Source organism: Inquilinus sp., from assembly GCF_057815775.1.
Genome location: NZ_JBYRFX010000856.1, coordinates 1 through 15,101 on the forward strand (window position 1 = coordinate 1; position 15,101 = coordinate 15,101).

General features: G+C 71.1%; 17 protein-coding genes. 12 read left to right on the plus strand and 5 right to left on the minus strand.

The window, feature by feature from the left end:
* The 3 genes from AC3XYG_RS30685 to AC3XYG_RS30695 all read left to right on the plus strand — a co-directional run.
* Positions 1 to 271: FCD domain-containing protein (locus AC3XYG_RS30685; RefSeq protein WP_489143676.1), on the plus strand; the 271-nt coding region annotated here is incomplete at its 5' end.
* Between the two features lie 95 nt (positions 272 to 366).
* A complete protein-coding gene (locus AC3XYG_RS30690; protein WP_489143677.1) occupies positions 367 to 600 on the plus strand; it encodes a type II toxin-antitoxin system Phd/YefM family antitoxin in 234 nt (77 codons plus the stop codon).
* Positions 597 to 980, plus strand: a complete 384-nt coding sequence (locus AC3XYG_RS30695) for a type II toxin-antitoxin system VapC family toxin (RefSeq protein ID WP_489143678.1) — start codon at positions 597 to 599, stop codon at positions 978 to 980. Before AC3XYG_RS30690 ends, AC3XYG_RS30695 begins: the two co-directional genes overlap by 4 nt.
* 15 nt (positions 981 to 995) lie before the next feature.
* Here AC3XYG_RS30695 and AC3XYG_RS30700 read toward each other — a convergent pair whose 3' ends face one another.
* From AC3XYG_RS30700 to AC3XYG_RS30710, 3 genes are read right to left on the minus strand one after another with little or no spacing between them, the layout of a single operon-like run.
* Complete coding sequence (locus AC3XYG_RS30700) at positions 996 to 4,487, minus strand: AAA family ATPase (protein ID WP_489143679.1); 3,492 nt, start codon at positions 4,485 to 4,487, stop codon at positions 996 to 998.
* A gap of 19 nt (positions 4,488 to 4,506) precedes the next feature.
* Positions 4,507 to 5,136, minus strand: coding sequence for a DsbA family protein (locus AC3XYG_RS30705; protein ID WP_489143680.1), 630 nt, complete (start codon positions 5,134 to 5,136; stop codon positions 4,507 to 4,509).
* Between the two features lie 40 nt (positions 5,137 to 5,176).
* Complete coding sequence (locus tag AC3XYG_RS30710) at positions 5,177 to 5,623, minus strand: DUF721 domain-containing protein (protein ID WP_489143681.1); 447 nt, start codon at positions 5,621 to 5,623, stop codon at positions 5,177 to 5,179.
* A gap of 134 nt (positions 5,624 to 5,757) precedes the next feature.
* Between AC3XYG_RS30710 and mutY the strand changes: the two genes are divergently transcribed.
* The 4 genes from mutY to AC3XYG_RS30730 all read left to right on the plus strand — a co-directional run bounded on the left by mutY (position 5,758) and on the right by AC3XYG_RS30730 (position 9,289).
* A complete protein-coding gene (gene mutY / locus AC3XYG_RS30715) occupies positions 5,758 to 6,825 on the plus strand; it encodes an A/G-specific adenine glycosylase (RefSeq protein ID WP_489143682.1) in 1,068 nt (355 codons plus the stop codon).
* Between the two features lie 212 nt (positions 6,826 to 7,037).
* Complete coding sequence (locus tag AC3XYG_RS30720) at positions 7,038 to 7,592, plus strand: NifU family protein (RefSeq protein WP_489143683.1); 555 nt, start codon at positions 7,038 to 7,040, stop codon at positions 7,590 to 7,592.
* Between the two features lie 239 nt (positions 7,593 to 7,831).
* The gene (locus AC3XYG_RS30725; protein ID WP_489143684.1) at positions 7,832 to 8,680 is read left to right on the plus strand and encodes a glucosaminidase domain-containing protein; all 849 of its coding nucleotides are present in this window, start codon (positions 7,832 to 7,834) and stop codon (positions 8,678 to 8,680) included.
* Between the two features lie 21 nt (positions 8,681 to 8,701).
* Positions 8,702 to 9,289 carry a malonic semialdehyde reductase gene (locus tag AC3XYG_RS30730; protein WP_489143685.1) on the plus strand — a complete coding sequence of 196 codons (588 nt, stop codon included), beginning with the start codon at positions 8,702 to 8,704 and terminating at the stop codon, positions 9,287 to 9,289.
* Between the two features lie 125 nt (positions 9,290 to 9,414).
* Here AC3XYG_RS30730 and AC3XYG_RS30735 read toward each other — a convergent pair whose 3' ends face one another.
* Positions 9,415 to 9,723 (minus strand): ExbD/TolR family protein, encoded by a 309-nt coding sequence (locus AC3XYG_RS30735; protein WP_489143686.1) that lies wholly within the window; start codon positions 9,721 to 9,723, stop codon positions 9,415 to 9,417.
* A gap of 176 nt (positions 9,724 to 9,899) precedes the next feature.
* Here AC3XYG_RS30735 and tsaB point away from each other — a divergent pair, with 176 nt between their 5' ends.
* Both tsaB and AC3XYG_RS30745 read left to right on the plus strand, forming a co-directional pair.
* On the plus strand, positions 9,900 to 10,571 hold the full coding sequence (gene tsaB / locus AC3XYG_RS30740; RefSeq protein ID WP_489143687.1) for a tRNA (adenosine(37)-N6)-threonylcarbamoyltransferase complex dimerization subunit type 1 TsaB: 672 nt from the start codon (positions 9,900 to 9,902) through the stop codon (positions 10,569 to 10,571).
* A 17-nt stretch (positions 10,572 to 10,588) separates the two neighbouring features.
* Positions 10,589 to 11,050: a GNAT family N-acetyltransferase gene (locus AC3XYG_RS30745; protein ID WP_489143688.1), complete on the plus strand. Its 462-nt coding sequence runs from the start codon at positions 10,589 to 10,591 to the stop codon at positions 11,048 to 11,050.
* Between the two features lie 13 nt (positions 11,051 to 11,063).
* Here the strand turns inward: AC3XYG_RS30745 and AC3XYG_RS30750 are convergent, their stop codons facing one another.
* Positions 11,064 to 11,987, minus strand: a complete 924-nt coding sequence (locus AC3XYG_RS30750) for a methyltransferase domain-containing protein (RefSeq protein WP_489143689.1) — start codon at positions 11,985 to 11,987, stop codon at positions 11,064 to 11,066.
* A 100-nt stretch (positions 11,988 to 12,087) separates the two neighbouring features.
* Here AC3XYG_RS30750 and AC3XYG_RS30755 point away from each other — a divergent pair, with 100 nt between their 5' ends.
* From AC3XYG_RS30755 to AC3XYG_RS30765, 3 genes are all read left to right on the plus strand, one after another.
* Positions 12,088 to 12,837, plus strand: a complete 750-nt coding sequence (locus AC3XYG_RS30755; protein ID WP_489143690.1) for an SDR family NAD(P)-dependent oxidoreductase — start codon at positions 12,088 to 12,090, stop codon at positions 12,835 to 12,837.
* 270 nt (positions 12,838 to 13,107) lie between these two features.
* Positions 13,108 to 14,829 carry a gamma-glutamyltransferase gene (gene ggt, locus AC3XYG_RS30760; protein WP_489143691.1) on the plus strand — a complete coding sequence of 574 codons (1,722 nt, stop codon included), beginning with the start codon at positions 13,108 to 13,110 and terminating at the stop codon, positions 14,827 to 14,829.
* Positions 14,830 to 14,839: 10 nt separating this feature from the next.
* Positions 14,840 to 15,101, plus strand: a 262-nt coding sequence (locus tag AC3XYG_RS30765; RefSeq protein WP_489143692.1) for a double zinc ribbon domain-containing protein, incomplete at its 3' end; no start/stop codon positions are given.

Below are 15,101 nucleotides of genomic sequence, written 5' to 3' on the forward strand. Positions count from 1 at the left end.
GCAGGCCGATCTCGATTTCCACACCGCGCTGCTGGTCGCCAGCCACAACGACGTGCTGGAAAGCCTGGCGCATGTGGTGCGGGCGGCGATGCTGGCGCTGTTCCGCCTGACCACCCATCTCGGCACCGCCCATGCCGACGCGCTGCACCTGCACGGCACAATCGTCGAAGCGGTCCGCCTGCGCCGTCCGCAGGACGCGGCCCGGGCCTCGCGCGACATGCTGGCCATGGCCGCCCGCGACCTGGAACGCGGGTTGAGGGACGAGGGCTGAGGGAATTCGCCTTCGCGCTCTTGGTGGGCCGAATCGGTTAGCTAACTTGACTAGTTCTCAGGGTTGACTAACTTAGCCATCGGATGGAGGATCCGATGCAATTTACTGTGCACGCAGCGAAGACCAACCTGTCGAAGCTCATCGAGGCGGCCCTGGCAGGCGAAGAGGTCGTGATCGCCAAAGGACGCAAACCTGTGGTCAAGCTGGTTGCGATCCCACAGAGCAAGTTCGAGATCGGGTTGCTGAAGGGCGAATTGGTCGGGCCGGGGCCTGACTTCTTCGAGCCGCTGAGCGAGGATGAACTCGCCTCTTGGGAAGGCGGTAAGTGAGGGCTGTCCTGCTCGACACCCATGCGTGGGCCTGGAGCCTCACCGGCGATGAACGCCTCTCGGCGAAAGCCAGGGGGGCGATCGAACAGGCTCAGGCCGTGCTCGTCAGCCCGATCACCTTCTTTGAGATCGGGCAGAAGGTAAGGCTCGGCAAATGGCCGGAGATGGAGCCTTTTCTGAATCGGTTGACGTCGCTGCTCGAAGAACAAGGCGGCGGGGTTGCCGAACTCGATCCCTCCGTCTGTCTTCAGGCGGCGACGATGCCATGGCCGCATCGCGATCCTTTCGACCGGCTTCTGGCCGCAACGGCCCTCCACAACAGCCTGCCGTTGGTCTCGGCGGACACCGTCTTCGACGGAATCGTCAACCGCGTGTGGTGAGCCGCCCAGCCACCTTTACAGCACCAACTCCTGCTGGTGCGGCTGGGCGTGGCGGATGGCTTGTTCGAGGTCGACCGAGACCAGCTGGCTGACGCCGCGCTCGATCATGGTCACGCCGTAGAGTCGGTTGACCCGGGCCATGGTCATGCGGTGGTGGGTGATGATCAGGAAGCGGGTGCGGCCGCTTTCCGCCATCTCGATCAGCAGGCTGCACAGCCGGTCGACATTGGCGTCGTCGAGCGGCGCGTCGACCTCGTCCAGCACGCAGATCGGTGCCGGGTTGGTCAGGAACACGGCGAAGATCAGCGACGCCGCGGTCAACGCCTGCTCGCCGCCCGACAGCAGCGACAGATGCTGCAGCTTCTTGCCCGGCGGGCTGGCATAGATCTCCAGCCCTGCCTCCAGCGGGTCGTCGGTGTCGGTCAGGGCCAGATGCGCCTTGCCGCCGCCGAACAGCCGGGTGAACAGCGCCCGGAAATGGCCGTCGACCACGTCGAAGCTGGCGACCAGCCGCTCGCGGGCCTCGCGGTTCAGCGAAGCGATGCCCTGGCGCAGTTTGGCGATGGCGGCGGTCAGGTCTTCCTTCTCCGCCGCCAGCCGGGTGTGCTGCGACTCGACCTCGACCATCTCGACCTCGGCCCGCAGGTTGACCGGGCCCATGGTCTCGCGCTCGCGGTTCAGCCGGTCGAGCTTGCGGGCAATGTCCTCCGGATCGGGCTGCGGCGCCGTGGGGTCGAGGCCGGCCAGCACGGCCACCGCCTCCGGCTCGCAATCCAGCCGTTCGGCGATGCGGGCCTGCAGCCCTTCGACCGCGGTCTGGGCCGCGACCACCGACGCCTCGCCGCGCACCCGGGTCTCGCGTGCCTCGGCCAGGGCCGATTCGGCGGCGCGCAGCGCCCGGTCGGCGGCGTCCTGGCGCTGTTCGCCGACCGCCAGGGCATCGGCGGCCAGGCGGCGCGTCCGCTCCGCCGTGTCGATCCGGTCGATCAGGGTCTCGCGCTCGGCGGCGATCTCGGCCGGCTTGGCGTCCAGCTCGGCCAGCATCGCCTGGGCCTCTTCCAGCCGGGCCTCCAGCTCGGCCAGCCGGTCGGCGCTGCCGCGGGCCCGGGTGTCCCAGCCCTGGACCTCGCTCTCGATCGCGCGCAGCCGGCCGCGCCGGCCGCCGGCCTCGCGCTGCAGCCGCTCCAGCGCCGATTGCCGGGCGCCCAAAGCCGATCGCGCCTCGGCCAGGGCCGACCGGACCTCGCCAACGGCGCGGCGCTGGTCCTCGCCATCGGGCAGGGCGGCGATTTCGGCGGCGACATCCTCGCGCTCGCGGCCTGATTCTTCGCGATCGGCGGCCATGCGCTCGGCCTGGGCCGTCAGCCCCGCCAGCCGGCTGCGCCGTGCCCCCTCTGCCTGGGCTGCCCGGCTCTGCGCCTCGCGTGCCCGGCCGACGGCGGCGACCGCCTCCTGCTGGCTGCGCCGTGCCGCCCGGTCCGTCTCCTGTGCGCCTTGAGCGCTGTCGCGCGCCGTCTCCATCGCCCGGCGTGCCGTCTGCGCCGCTTCGGCCGCGGTCTCGATCTGAGCATCCAGCCGTTCCAGCCGGTTGCGCTGCTGCAGCCGTGCCGCGGCGGGAGAGGGGGCGCCCGGCCGGGCCACCAGCCCGTCCCAGCGCCAGCGGCCGCCAGCCTTGGTCACCAGCGACTGGCCGGGACGCAGCGCCGGCTGCAGTGATTCGGCCGTGTCCGCATCCTCGACCACGCCGGCATGGCCCAGCCGCCGGGCCAGCGCCGCCGGGGCGGTGACATGGCCGGCCAGCGGCTCCGCCCCAGCCGGCAGCGGCGCGGTGTCGTCATAGACGGGCAGCTCGGCCCAGTGCAGCGGCGCTGACGGGTCGGCCGGCACCGAGGCCTCTTCGCCCAGCACGGCGCCCAGCGCGGCCTCCCAGCCGGGTTCGACCCGCAACTGGTCCAGGATCGGGGTGCGGGCGGCGTCGCCCTTGCCGCCGCTCTTGCCGCCATCCAGCGCGGCACGCAGGCCGTCGGCCTCGGCCTTCAGCCGGGTGGCGGCGCCGTCGGCGGCCTGGAAGGTGTCGCGGGCGCCGGCCAGGGCGGCATCGGCCGCCTGTTTCCGGGTCTCCGCGGTGTCGACCGCCTCCTGTGCCGCTTCCAGCCGTTCCTCGGCCTCCGCCAGCACCGCGGCGGCGGCCTCGGCGCCGTCGGCGCCGGCCAGTTCGGCTTCGATTTGTGCGATCTGGCGCAAGGCCTCCTCATGCCGGCGGCCGAGATCCAGCAGCCTGCCGTCCAGCTCGCGCTGGCGCTTCAGCAGGCTCTGGCGCCGGGCCTCGTCGCCGGCCGCGGCCTCGGTCAGCGCGGTCAGCCGTCCGTCCAGCGTGTCGACCACCTCGCGCTGGGCGTCGATCGCCTCGCGCGACACGGTCTCGGCCTCCGCCTCGCCGGCGCTCTGCCGCTCGATCCGCTGGCGCTCCTCGGCCAGGCCGGACAGCGCCTGGGCGGCGTCGGCGCCCAGCGACCGCTCGCGCATCAGGTCGCCCTTCACCTGCTCCAGCCGGCGGTTGGTCTCCAGGATCGCCTGGGCCAGCCGGCCGGCCTCGGCCTCCAATGTTTCCCGTGAAACAAGCAGGCGCTGCAGCACGATGGCCGAATCGCCGTCGGTCTTGCGCAGGGCGGGCAGGGCGGCGGCGGCCTCGGCCTGCTCGGTGGTGCCGCGCGTGGCCGCGATCATGCGCTCGCCGACGATCCGCTCATTGGCGTCATAGGCCTGGCGCGCCGTGGCCAGGGCCGTCCCCGCTGCGGTCCATTGCAGGTGCAGCAGCACCGCCTCGATCTGGCGGATCTGTTCGGAAATGGTGCGATAGCGCGCCGCCTGCCGCGCCTGCTTGCGCAAGCCGCCGAGCTGGGCGTCGAGCTGAACCAGCACGTCGTCGAGCCGCAACAGGTTCTCGTCGGCCGAGCGCAGCCGCAGCTCGGCCTCGTGCCGCCGGCTGTGCAGGCCGGTGATGCCGGCCGCCTCCTCCAGGATCTGTCGCCGCTCGGCCGGACGGGCGGAGATCATCGCCGCGATCCGGCCCTGGCTGACCAGGGCGGGCGAGGCCGGGCCGGAGGCGTTGTCCTGGAACAGCAGCTGGACGTCGCGGGCGCGCACCAGCTTGCCGTTGATGCGGTAATCGGAGCCGGTGCCGCGCTCGATCCGCCGGCTGATTTCGATGGTGTCGGCGTGGTCCCAGCCGGGGGCGCCGCGATCGGCATTATCCAGCGTGATCGTCACCTCGGCCAGGTTGCGGGCCGAGCGGCCGGTGGTGCCGCCGAAGATGACGTCGTCCATTTCCTGGCCGCGCATGCGCCGGGCGGAGTTCTCGCCCATCGCCCAGCGCAGCGCTTCGACCAGGTTGGATTTGCCGCAGCCATTTGGCCCGACCACGCCGGTCAGGCCGGGCTCGATGGCCACGTCGGTCGGGTCGACGAAGGATTTGAAACCCGACAGGCGGAGCCGGGCGAAATGCACGGCGGTGGGTCCCCGACCGTCAGTTGGTCGCGACGCCCTTCTCGGCGAGCTTCTTGTCGAAGAGCGCCTTGAAGGTGTCGAAGCTGGCCTCGCCCTCGATCTTCTCGCCCTCAACCACGAAGGTCGGGGTGGCGTTGACCTGGTAGGTCGCCGTGGCCTCCTGGCTCGGCTTGATGATGGCGTCGGCGACGCTGTTGTCGGCCAGGCAGGCGTCGAACTTGTCCTTGGGCAGGCCGGCCATGCCGCCGATCTGCGCCAGGGCGGCGATCGGGTCGCCGGCGGTGGCCCAGCTCTCCTGCGTCTGGAACAGCACCTGGGCGATGTTGAAGTACTGCTCGCGCGGGGCGCAGCGCGCCATCATGCCGGCCCGCAGGTCCAGGCCGTTCAGCGGGAACTGGCGGAACACCAGCTTCACCTTGCCGCTGTCGATGTACGACTTCTCGATCTGCGGCAGCACGTCCTTGGTGAAGGCGGCGCAATGCGGGCAGGTGAAGGAGGCGAATTCGAGCATCGTCACCGGCGCGTCGGCCTTGCCGAGCACATAGTCGGTGTCGGTGATCTTCGGATCCCAGCTGGTCTGCGCCGAGGCCGGTCCGGTCATGAATGTCGCCGCGGCCAGGGCCAGGCCGGCGAACAGGGTCTTCAGCATCCGATGAGTCTCCATTGGTCCAGGCCTTATCGCGCCAGTCTTATCGGGGCGGCGTCCGGGCATAGAGCGCCCGGCCAAGCGCCGCAAGTCGGGATTTCCACGCGGGGTCGTCCACCGCTTCCAGCGGCTGCGCCACCATCGCCTCTTCCGCCGGGGTCAGGGAACGGCGGCGCGGTGTCGCGGGCCGGCGGTCCAGCGGCGCCTGGACCAGCTTGATCCTGGTGATGGCGGCATAGCCGAAATGGCTGTTGATCCGTTCGATCAGCCGGTCCTGGTCGTGCTGCAGCAGCAGCGCGTCGGCCGGGTCGACCCGCAGCGCCAGCGTGCCGCCGTCGCGCCGCCCGGCCGGGAAGCTCAGCTTTTCCGGCAGGGCACGATCGGCCCATTGGTTGCCGACCACCGACGGCCAGTCCGCGAACAGGCTGCCGATGGCGCTGCGCCCGCCGCCCAGCGCCTTGCGGGCGAGGGCGGGGACCAGGGCGGCCATGGATCTCGGGTAGCTCATCGGCAGGCCTTTGGTGGACGGGAGGCTTTCTGGGGACGGGGCCGCACGACCGGTTCGTATTACGGGAGTCGTACCCCTATAGTACCGCGACGCCTCAGCCAGCGGCAACGCGAGCCATGCCAGACACAGCCACATCCTCTTCGCCTGACCTCGCCCCGTCGCTGCTCGCCTGGTACGACCGGCATCGCCGGGTGCTGCCCTGGCGCGCCCTGCCGGGCCAGCGGGCCGATCCGTACCGGGTGTGGCTCAGCGAGATTATGCTGCAGCAGACCACCGTGGCGGCGGTGAAGGATTATTTCCTCGACTTCACCGGGCGCTGGCCGACCGTGGCCGACCTCGCCGCCGCCCATCTCGACGACGTGCTGCGTGCCTGGGCGGGCCTGGGCTACTACGCGCGGGCCCGGAACATGCATCGCTGTGCCGCCATCGTGGTGGAACGCCATGGCGGAGTGTTCCCGGCGGACGAGGCGGAATTGCGGCAGCTGCCGGGGGTGGGTGATTACACCGCGGCGGCGATCGCGGCCATCGCCTTCGACCGGCCGGCGGCGGTCATGGACGGCAATGTCGAGCGGGTGATGGCCCGGATCTTCGCAGTGGAAACGCCGCTGCCGGCGGCCAAGCCGGTGCTGAAGGCTTATGCCGCCGCCCTGACCCCGCAGCGCCGGCCGGGCGACTACGCCCAGGCGGTGATGGATCTCGGCGCCACCATCTGCACTCCGCGCAGCCCGAAATGCATCCTGTGCCCGTGGACCGAGGCCTGCCGGGCCCGCACCCTCGGCATCGCCGAGACGCTGCCAGCCAAGCTGCCCAAGGCGGCGAAGCCGACCCGCCGCGCCGTGGCCTTCTGGCTGACCGACGACCAGGGCCAGGTCCTGCTGCGCCGCCGGCCGCCAAAGGGCATGCTGGGCGGCATGATGGAATTTCCGTCCTCCGCCTGGCTCGAACAGCCGATGCCGGACCTGCCGGCGGTGCTGGCCGAGGCGCCGGGTGGCGCCGGCTGGCGCGTGCTGCCCGGGCTGGTGCGGCACGGCTTCACCCATTTCGATTTCGAGCTGACCGTGGCAGCCGGCCGTATCCGGGGAGCGGCAGACGGCATCTGGATGCCGCCGGACCGGCTGGGCGAAGCCGGGCTGCCGACCGCGATGTGGAAGATCGCCCGCCATGCACTGCGACATCTTGAATGACGACGGCCGCGGCCTCAAATCAGCCCTAATCGCCGTCCTCTTTCCGACCTCGTCGGGACGGTGAGGTTGTGCAAGCAACGGTCCGGATGGTCAGCGGCGATTGGTGTGCGACTCTGTGGCGCCCGGTTTCGTCTTGATCTTCGGGTCTGTGTTCTTCACCCTGCCGGCGCGCTGGCCATGATGGCTGCGCGCGATCCCAAGGAACCGTGTCCATGTTCATCCAGACCGAGCAGACACCCAACCCGGCCAGCCTGAAGTTTCTTCCGGGCCGCGGGGTGATGGATGCGGGCACCGCCAACTTCCCGTCATCGGACACCGCCGCGCGCTCGCCCCTGGCGCAGCGCCTGTTCGAGGTCGATGGCGTGACCGGCGTCTTCCTCGGCACCGATTTCGTGACGGTGACCAAGTCCGACCCGACCGACTGGTACGTGCTGAAGCCGTCTGTGCTCGGCGTCATCATGGAGCATTTCACCGCCGGCCGCCCGGTTCTGGTGGCGGACACGGCGGAGGGTTCCGACGCCGCGGTGGGTGAGGAATCCGAGATCGTCGCCCAGATCCGGGAGTTGATCGACACACGCGTCCGGCCCGCCGTGGCCCAGGATGGCGGCGACATCATCTTCCAGGGCTATGAGGAAGGTGTGGTGTTCCTGCACATGCAGGGCTCCTGCTCCGGCTGCCCCAGCTCGACCATGACGCTGAAGGCGGGCATCGAGAACATGCTCAAGCACTACATCCCCGAAGTGACGGAGGTGCGCGCCGTCGCCTGACGGCGGGCTGCGCTTCCCCCGGCGGCGCCCCTGAAGACAGGGGGCGCCTGCGGACCCGGTCGTGCCGATAGGCGGGGCGCCCGGGATCGCTGGTCCGGGCGCAACCAAGAACGAGGTCCATGCAGTTCCGTGTGTTTCGACCGGCCGCCGCCTTGGCCGGCCTTTTGCTGATCGTGCCCTTCGCCGTTGCGGCCGCCGAGCCGCCGGCATCTCCTCCCCCCGCGATTGTCGATCAACCCGTGGTTGAGCAACAGGTGGCCGATCTGCCGCCGCTCCAGGCCCAGCCGGCTTCGGCCGTGCCGCCGATCGACAAACTCTCCGACGTCGTCCTCCGGGTCGACAGCGCGGGCAGGCTCAGCGACATCTTCGACAGCGTCGACTACACCCTCGCCGATGTGCGCGACGGTGAGGCCGAGGTCCCGCGCCTGCTGGTCGAGGCCATGCCCGACGACCTCCGGCGGCTGGATTCGGCCGATCTGCGCAAGGACGTGTTCTTCAACGCCCTGCTGCCGCTGGTGCTGCGCGTCAACGAGGACATCCAGCACGACCGTGACCGGCTGCTGGCGGTGCAGGGGCTGCAGCGGCTCGGGCTGGCGCCATCGGCGGACACCCGGGCCTGGCTCACCGCGCTCAGCGAACGCTATGACGTCGCCGACGGCGATATCGACGAATTGCTGCTGCGGGTCGACGTGGTGCCGCCCTCGCTCGCTTTGGCCCAGGCGGCGGTCGAATCCGGCTGGGGCACCTCGCACAACGCCCAGCGCCGCAACGCCCTGTTCGGCCAGACCGCGGGCTCTGCCGTGCGCTATGCCAGCTTCGAACGGCTGATCGATGGCGTGTCGTCCTATGCCCGCAATCTGAACACCCACCCGGCCTATGCCGGCTTCCGGACGAAGCGCGCGGCGGCCCGAGCCGCGCAGCAGGAGCTTGACGGCTATGATCTGGCGGCGACCCTCACGCGCTACTCGACGCGCGGGACCGCCTATATCCGGGACGTTCGGGCCATGATCCGCGGCAACGACCTCGTCGAGCTCGATTCCGCGCGGCTTGCCGCGGACCGTGCGATCGGCTTACCTGCCGCCAGCTGAAATTTCTGCAGCAGGGCCGGCATGGCGCTCGACAACTCCGCACTCAACACGCTGTTCCGCGAAGCCCGCGCCCGGTGCGCCTTTCTTGACGAGGCGATTCCGGAAGCGACGCTGCGGGCGGTCTACAATCTGATGAAGCAGGGGGCGACCAGCGTCAATTCCAGCCCGGCCCGCATCGTCTTCGTCACCTCCGAACCCGGGCGGGCGGCGTTGCGGCCCGCGCTGGATTCCGATGTGGTCGAGGCGACGCTGCAGGCGCCGGTGACGGCGATCGTGGCCTATGATGCTGCCTTCCATGAACAGCTGCCGCGGCTGCTGCCGGACCAGCCGCAGGCCGCGGCACGCTTCGCCGCCCAGCCTGAGCTGGCGGAAGGCACGGCCCAGCGCGGTGCTGCGATGCAGGCGGCCTATCTCATCATGGCGGCGCGGGGCGTCGGGCTCGGCTGCTGGGTGATCGGGGAATTCGACCGGGCCAAGGTCGACGCCGCCTTCCTGACCGGCACCCGCTGGCGCTCCAGCCTGCTGGTCGATATCGGCTATGTCGACCGCACCAAGGAATTCCCCCGCCGACCGCGGCTGGATTTCGAGGACGTCTGCCGGATTGTCTGAGCGGGTGGGTGGGGTGCGTCCCTCTCCATCGTCATTCCCGCGAAAGCGGGAATCTCGCAGGCCCTGCGACAGATCCAGGGTCTGCGCCGCACCGCTGCGCGCTGCGCCGCGCAAGGGATGACGGATCAGTCCCTGTTCTGCTTGGATGGGGGGCTTGACGTTGGAACCGGCATCTCGGTGTCAGTCTCGGAAGGCTTGATAGGCTCAGCTATGACCGCCATACGCGTTAGGCCGGCAGCAGTGACCATCCTCATAACCTCCAGGACGACACTCCACTCGGGCGATGGGGCGTTCTGCAGCAAGACCCGTGTGTTGGGAGCGGCTCCGATGATCACGGCGAGCCTGGATGCCAGTTCTTCCTGTGCGACCAGCTCGTCTCGGATATAGATCTCGCCTGCCGCGTTGATGGTGATTGGAAGCGGTTCGTCCTTCATCGATAGCTCTCGCCGATTGCGGGCAAACTCTGCCGGACAACAAAGCCATATAATGCATCCAGAACAAGATTCAGATCGATAGACACAGTGTGGATGTCGGATTCAGTGAACAGCATGACAGGTCCAGCGGCAGGGATGAGTGACCGCATCCCGCCCGGCGGCACCGGAGGCGGCGCATGATCGTGCTTGGCCTCGACGCGGCCGGCGCCGGCTGCGGCGTGGCGGTGCGGCGCGACGGCGGCCTGCTCGCCGCGCGGACCGAGGCGATGGCCCAGGGCCATGCCGTGCGGCTGGTGCCGCTGGTGCTGGAGGTGCTGGCCGAGGCCGGAATCGCGCCCGATGCCATCGACCTGTTCGGCGTCACCACCGGCCCCGGCTCCTTCACCGGGCTGCGGGTCGGGCTCGCCACGGTCGGCGGCCTGGCGCTGGGTGCCGGCCGGAAGATCGTCGGCATCTCCAGCTTCGACGCCGTGCTGGCCGATCTCGGCCCGGTCGCCGAAGGCCATATCCTGGTGGCGCTGGACGGGCGCCGGTCCGAACCCTTCGCCCGGCTGTTCGATGCCGCCGGCCGGCCGCTGGGCGAGCCTTTGTGCCTGCCAGCGGCCGATCTGGCGGCGCGGCTGCCGGCCGGGCCCCTGACCCTGGCCGGCGACGGCGCCCATCTCGTGCTGCCGGCTTTGGCCGGCCGGGCGGATGTCCGGCACGCCGGGCCGTCCGCGATCGATCCCGCCACCGTGGCCCGGCTGGCCGAGGCGCGGGCGGACGAGGCCCGCGACGGCCCGCCGCCGCCGATCTATGTCCGGCCGCCCGACGCGGGGCCGCTGGCGGACCGCGTGCCGAAGCCGTGATCGGCCCGGGGGGCACGTTGCGGATCGTTCCAGCCGGCGTGGCCGAGGCCGCCGTGCTGTCGGCCCTGTACGAGGCCGGCTTCGGCGAGGCCTGGGCACCGGACCAACTGGCCCAATTGCTGGCCGGCCCCGGCGTCTTCGCGCTGATCGCTCTGGATCCGGCGGAGGAGCCCGTCGGCTTCGCTCTCGGCCGGGTGGCGGCGGATGAGGCGGAGATCCTGTCGATCACCCTGCTGCCCGGCCAGCGCCGGCAAGGCGGCGGGCGCCTGCTGCTCGACGCGCTGGTGGCCCGCAGCGCCGCGGCTGGGGCGGCGTCGCTGTTCCTCGAGGTCGCGGTCGACAACCCGGCGGCCCTGGCCCTGTACCGCGGCGCCGGCTTCCAGGAGGCCGGGCGGCGCAAGGGCTACTACAGGATCGGCGACACCGCGGTGGATGCCCTGGTCATGCGGCTGGAGCTGGCGTCGGGCGGCGGCGCGTAGCCACGCAACGCCGCTACTGCTTCACCGGGTGTTCCACCGTGCCCAGCGCTTCGGCCAGCGAGCGGGTGGCGCTGCCGCGGGGGCGGGGTTTCTGCTGGCTGTCATGTGGCGCCCAGCCGGCCAGGAACAGCACCTCGAAGCTGGCCGGGATCCGGCCGTCCGGCTCGGCGAAGCGATCAGCATAGCGGGCGGCCACGGCCGGCCAGAAGCCGCGCGGCGGCGTCGCCGGGTTGCGGTTCAGCCCGGCATTGGTCTCGCCCATGCCGCGCAGGTCGGCGAACAGGCGGAAGGCGTTCTCGTAGCTGACCGTCACCGTCTCCGCATCCGCCACCGGCAAGGCGAAGCCGGCGCGCTGCAGCAGCCCGGCGGCGTCGCGCAGATCGGCGAAGGGCGACAGCCGCGGGCTGGCGCCGCCCAGCATCTCGGTCTCGGCCTCGGTCAGGGCCGATCGCAGCTCGGCCAGCGTGCCGGCGCCCAGCATCGCCGCCAGGAACAGCCCGTCCGGTCGCAGCGACTGGCGGATCTGCACCAGCGCGCCCGGCAGGTCGTTGACCCAGTGCAGCGACAGGGTGCTCAGCACCAGGTCGAAGCTGTCGGCGCCGAAGGGCAGCAACTCCTCGTCGCAGGCCACGGTCGGCCGGCCATTGGCGGCGGCGCTTCGGGCCAGGGCCGGCGACAGATCGGCCTGGATCAGGGTGTCGATCCGGTTGCCGAGAAGGCCATTGGGCTCCGCCAGGGCCCGCGCCGTGGCGCCGTCATGGCAGCCGAGATCCAGCGCCCGCGGGAAGCGGCGGCTGATGTCGAGCAGCCGGTCGGCCAGCATCGCCGCGACATGGTCGAACAGGAAGCCGTGCTCGGCCAGGCCCGGCGCCGCCCGGTCGCGCCGCCGGCGCACCAGCGCCCGGTCGAACACCATCATGTCGTCGGAAGGGGTCATGCCGTTCACTATAGGGGCTGGGGACACAGGCTGCGAGACACTCGACCGCCGCAGCTGGGTTCTATAGCTGGGGACGAGACGACTGCGAAGGAGAGGGACGATGGGCATATCCGACCGGCCGGTGGCCCTGGTGACGGGATCGACCTCGGGCATCGGCGCCGCGGTGGCCCGGCGGCTGGCGGCAGAAGGCTATGCCGTGGCGTTGCATTCGCGCAGTTCCGCGGCGGCGGGTGAGGCGCTGGCGGCCGAACTCGGCGGCGGCGCCTTCTACACCGCCGCCGACCTGGCGACCGATGATGGGCCGCCCGCCCTGGTCCAGGCAGTGCTGGCGCAGCACGGCCGGCTCGACGTGCTGGTCAACAGCGCCGGCATCACCGCCACGGTGCCGCATGCCGACCTGAAGGGCGCGACGCCGGAGCTGTGGCGCCGGCTGCACCAGGTCAATGTCATCGCCCCCTGGCTGCTGGTGGCCGAGGCGGAGGCGGCGTTGCGCGAATCGGGCGCGCGTGGCCGGCCTGCGGCGGTGGTCAATGTCGGGTCGCATGCCGGGTTCCGGCCACGTGGCGCCTCGGTGCCCTATGCCGCGTCCAAGGCGGCGCTGCACCACATGACCCGGCTGCTGGCCAAGACGCTGGCGCCGGCGATCCGGGTCAATGCCGTCGCCCCCGGCCTGGTCGACACGCCGATGACCGCGGATTGGACCGAGGCGCAGCTTCTCTGGGCCACGGTGGCGCCGATGCGCCGCCCGGCGCAGCCCGTGGATGTGGCAGAGGCGATCTTCGGCCTGATCCGCTCGGACTATGTGACCGGCGAGATCCTGACCCTCGACGGCGGCCTGAGCCTCACCTGAGAGACCGTCCGGAAACGCGCCGGCGCGGCCGTCTGATGGCGGACTCGAAGCTTCCGGTGCTCACGGACCCAGACGTCCGCTGCGCTCCGGTTCTCGCAACCACCAACAGCCGACTCACGCCAACACGTTTCCGAACGGTCTCTGAGTGGCTGTCTGCCCCCGGGATGTGAAAAGGACATGAGAGCCATGGGGGGCGTTTCGTGTGCCTATGTCTTGGGCAGCCGTGCCGGCCGTGGAATACTCGCGTCCGGCGAGGATCGGGGAGAGAGTATGCGCTGGACCGGGTCGAGGGCCCTTTTGCTGTGCGGCGTCCTCGGGGCCGGCGTGCTGCCTGCCGCTGCCGCATGGGCGGACACCGCTGCCGTCCATGCCCGGCACTTCCTGGTGGCGACCGCCGATCCGCTGGCCGCCCAGGCCGGCTTTGACGTCCTCGATGAAGGCGGCACCGCCATCGACGCCATGATCGCGGTGCAGCTGGTGCTCAATGTGGTCGAGCCGCAATCCAGCGGCATTGGCGGCGGGGCGCTGCTGCTGCATTTCGACGGCGTCACGGGGACGCTGAGCACGCTGGACGGCCGCGAGACCGCGCCGAAGGCGGCTGATGGCAGCCTGTTCCTCGGGGCCGACGGCCAGCCGCTGCCCTTCTACGACGCCGTGGTCGGCGGCCGCTCGGTCGGCGCGCCGGGCACGCTGAAGCTGCTGATCGAGGCGCATCGGCGCTGGGGCAAGGTGCCGCTCGACCGGCTGTTCCAGCCGGCGATCGACCTGGCGGAGACCGGCTTCGCCGTGACGCCGCGGCTGGCCGGGCTGCTGACCGGCGACACCGCCACGCGGCTGCAGGCCGACCCCACGGCGCGCGCCTATTTCTTCCCGGGCGGCCAGGCGCTGCAGGCCGGGCAGGTGGTGAAGAACCCGGCCTTTGCCGACACCCTGCGGCTGATCCTCAGCGACGGCGAGAAGGCGTTCTACCAAGGGCCGATCGCGGCCGACATCGTCGCCGCGGTGCAGGGCGCCGCCCATCCCGGCCGGCTGGCGGCTGAGGATCTGGCGGCCTATCGCGTGGTCGAACGCCCGCCGGTCTGCACCGCCTATCGGCTGTGGCAGGTCTGCGGCATGGGGCCACCCAGCTCCGGCGGCATCGCCGTCGGCCAGATCCTCGGCCTGCTCGAGCATTTCGACATGGCGGAGATCGGCGCCGGCACCGCCGATGCGTGGCATCTGTTCGCCGAGGCCGGCAAGCTGGCCTATGCCGACCGCGACCGTTACATCGCCGACGCGGATTTCGTGTCGGTGCCGGTGCCCGGGCTGATCGATGACGGCTACCTCACCGCCCGGGCGCAGGCGATCTCGCTCGACCGCGCGGCGGCGGTACCGGCGGCGCCCGGCAACCCGCCCTGGCGCAAGGCGCAGGAGTGGAGCTCCGACGCCTCGACCGAACCGCCCGACACCACCCAGATCTCGATCGTAGACGAGGACGGCAGCGCCGTGTCGCTGACCACCACGATCGAGGGCGGCTTCGGCTCGCACCTGATGGTGCGCGGCTTCCTGCTGAACAACGAACTGACCGATTTCTCCTTCGTGGCGGAGGCCAATGGCCGGCCGGTGGCCAACCGGGTCGAACCCGGCAAGCGGCCGCGCAGCTCGATGGCCCCGACCATCGTGCTGGACCGCGACGGCCAGCCGGTGCTGGTGATCGGGTCGCCCGGCGGCGCGCGCATCATCCCCTATGTCACGGAGGCCATCATCGGCGTGCTCGACTGGGGGCTGGACGTGCAGCAGGCAATCGCCCTCGGCCATGTCGTCAACCGCAACGGCCAGACCGAGCTGGAGGCGGGGACGGCCGTCGCCGGGCTGAAGGATGCGCTGGCGGCCCGCGGCCACGATGTGGCGGTGACCGACCAGCCCAGCGGGCTGCAGGGCGTCCAGATCGTCAAGAACGGCCTGCTCGGCGGCACCGATCCGCGGCGCGAGGGCGTCGCCCTCGGCAAGTGAGGCGGCGACGGTGCGCCCGGCCTTCGGTCCCTGGGTCCGCCGCGCCGGCTCGGCCGTGCTCGACGCCGTGCTGCCGCTGCGCTGCCTCGGCTGCGGTACGGAGATCGCGGCGCCCGGCGCGCTCTGTTCCGCCTGCTGGGCGAAGCTTTCCTTCCTCGGGCCGCCGCAATGCCGCTGCTGCGGCCTGCCCTTCGAGCATGCGGCCGCGGCCGGGGCGGGGGACGACCCGATCTGCGCCGGCTGCCTGGCCCGGCCGCCGCGCTGGGACCGCG

Excerpts from the sequence above, each read along its gene's own strand:
- AC3XYG_RS30690 (WP_489143677.1), top strand. The coding sequence starts at position 367 with ATGCAATTTACTGTGCACGCAGCGAAGACCAACCTGTCGAAGCTCATC.
- AC3XYG_RS30705 (WP_489143680.1), bottom strand. The coding sequence starts at position 5,136 with ATGCTGAAGACCCTGTTCGCCGGCCTGGCCCTGGCCGCGGCGACATTC.
- AC3XYG_RS30710 (WP_489143681.1), bottom strand. The coding sequence starts at position 5,623 with ATGGCCGCCCTGGTCCCCGCCCTCGCCCGCAAGGCGCTGGGCGGCGGG.
- mutY (WP_489143682.1), top strand. The coding sequence starts at position 5,758 with ATGCCAGACACAGCCACATCCTCTTCGCCTGACCTCGCCCCGTCGCTG.
- AC3XYG_RS30720 (WP_489143683.1), top strand. The coding sequence starts at position 7,038 with ATGTTCATCCAGACCGAGCAGACACCCAACCCGGCCAGCCTGAAGTTT.
- AC3XYG_RS30730 (WP_489143685.1), top strand. The coding sequence starts at position 8,702 with ATGGCGCTCGACAACTCCGCACTCAACACGCTGTTCCGCGAAGCCCGC.
- AC3XYG_RS30735 (WP_489143686.1), bottom strand. The coding sequence starts at position 9,723 with ATGAAGGACGAACCGCTTCCAATCACCATCAACGCGGCAGGCGAGATC.
- tsaB (WP_489143687.1), top strand. The coding sequence starts at position 9,900 with ATGATCGTGCTTGGCCTCGACGCGGCCGGCGCCGGCTGCGGCGTGGCG.
- AC3XYG_RS30750 (WP_489143689.1), bottom strand. The coding sequence starts at position 11,987 with ATGACCCCTTCCGACGACATGATGGTGTTCGACCGGGCGCTGGTGCGC.
- AC3XYG_RS30755 (WP_489143690.1), top strand. The coding sequence starts at position 12,088 with ATGGGCATATCCGACCGGCCGGTGGCCCTGGTGACGGGATCGACCTCG.
- ggt (WP_489143691.1), top strand. The coding sequence starts at position 13,108 with ATGCGCTGGACCGGGTCGAGGGCCCTTTTGCTGTGCGGCGTCCTCGGG.